Annotated in this window: 2 protein-coding genes; one reads left to right on the top strand and one right to left on the bottom strand. The window is 50.0% G+C overall.

All coding sequences use genetic code 11. The features are described 5' to 3' along the window. The coding region (locus OEL57_RS16585; protein WP_300742036.1) for a hypothetical protein at positions 1-217 on the top strand (217 nt) is incomplete at its 5' end. Here OEL57_RS16585 and OEL57_RS16580 read toward each other — a convergent pair. Further along, positions 201-1,736 (bottom strand): VCBS repeat-containing protein, encoded by a 1,536-nt coding sequence (locus tag OEL57_RS16580; RefSeq protein WP_300742035.1) that lies wholly within the window; start codon positions 1,734-1,736, stop codon positions 201-203. The two genes, OEL57_RS16585 and OEL57_RS16580, sit on opposite strands and share 17 nt — an antisense overlap. Positions 1,737-1,785: the final 49 nt, after the last annotated feature.

Raw genomic sequence — 1,785 nt, 5'->3', positions numbered from 1 at the left:
TTCATTACAGCTGTGCGCAGGTAAAATCTTTGCTGATAGTGCTACGCTTTTCTATGTGGCGGCGTCACCACCGTTGCCCCGCCGGAGTATGTCGCTGGTGAGCGCACTTGCGAGCAGCAGCATAGGCAAAGGCAAGCCGCAACAAAAAAAGGCGGCACCGTTACCGGTTCCGCCTTTGATTCCATCATTAAAACAGGCAGCTATTCCACTTTCTTAATCTGTAGGGCAGTAGCACCTTTGGCACGCATCAGCACATCTTCACGCTGAGTCAATTGCAGAAGCAACAATTCACTTTTAACCTCGTCGAAATAAAAATCAGGCATATAATTCTGGGTGTCTTTTGTACGCCAGACCTCTTCAAGTGCGGCACCGTTCCAGTAGAGACTATACACCGCGCCACGTTTAAACATACGGACATTCCCAACTACAAAAAAACCGTCGTTCTTTCCCACCAGAACTTCCTGCTTTGAAGTAACAAAGATACGCTGGTTCAGGAAGTACCACCTGTTTTTATCACCTGTTCGCCAAACACCATCAAGATCTTCAATATTATAGTAAAGCTCTGAACCGCCAAAGCTGTCATTACTACGCCAGAGTTCTTTCTGATCCTTGTCATAAACAACCAGATAGTTATGATCATGATACACAACAGTCAGCAGCTCACCACTCTCATGTTTAAACTGGTTAAAGCTGTTTACATTGCCAAAGCGCGGCATTTTGATACGAGTCTTTTTGATAATCTTGGCACCCTGCCGGGCAACCTCATAGACATCACCATAGTACTGTTCGTCATCACGGCCCTGCTCTTGGGCGTACAGTTTCAGCGGCCCACCTGCCAGCGCAATCGCACGGAAGAAGTAGGGTATCTTCTCTGCCACCTTTACCAGTCTGTTATTCTTCAGTTCCCAAACCTGCGACTCAACTTCTCCGCTGGACATCATGGTTACATACAACTCAGGCTTACCATCACCATCGGCATCAACATAATCAAGGCCGACAACTTTTTCATTAGCCCGAACACCAAATCCGCTTATTGGTTTGGTCTCACCCTCACGCAGCACTGCTACGGACTGATTCTGGGCCATAAATAGCAGCCGCTTGCCGGTTGCATCGGCCTCACCAACAGCCATCAGATTATAGGCACCATCAAGGCGCTTGATCTCACCCTGCTTGGGGGCACCGCGGTAAAATGCCTGGGGTCGAATAATATCACCCTGCGGTACCCGCTGGATATTAACCCCTTCTGTCACGGTTGCTGAGCGGATGATATCAGATGAACCAACCTTGGGCGTTGTCACTGGCATGGCAGCTACCACCGGCGCCATCCTGGGGATACTGTTGGAGGCCAGCTTTCCTTCAATATCAGCACTTAACTTCTGTGTCAGACTACCAACGGCAGCAAACAAGGCGTCCTGCCCTCCCTCACCCTGCACAAAGGTGCGGGTAATGGTCTGACCGCCAACCGACTTGGCTACGGCATCAATATTGTACTGTTTGCCGATACTGATATAGGTCCCACTTACCAGCAGTTCTGCCTCAGCAGCCGTGGCTACCGCCAGCAGCTTATCGTTTGAAAGTCGTGATGCCAGCAGGGATTGCAGGGCAGACTTGATATCGTCTTTCCCCTGCACACCTACGGCATTAAACTCACCAACATAGACCCGCAAAGGGCCGGCACCAAAGGCTGACACTGCTGTCATTAACAGCGTCAGCACCACCAACAGATATCGCTTCATAGTTCCTCCCCAAGATCGCGTATACGCAAAAGCCGGAGGAGTATGCCAT

It is taken from the genome of Trichlorobacter sp. (genome assembly GCF_030247655.1).
Taxonomy (GTDB): domain Bacteria; phylum Desulfobacterota; class Desulfuromonadia; order Geobacterales; family Pseudopelobacteraceae; genus Trichlorobacter.
The sequence above is the reverse complement of the archived record's forward strand: the minus strand, read 5'-3'. Positions and strand labels throughout refer to the sequence as shown.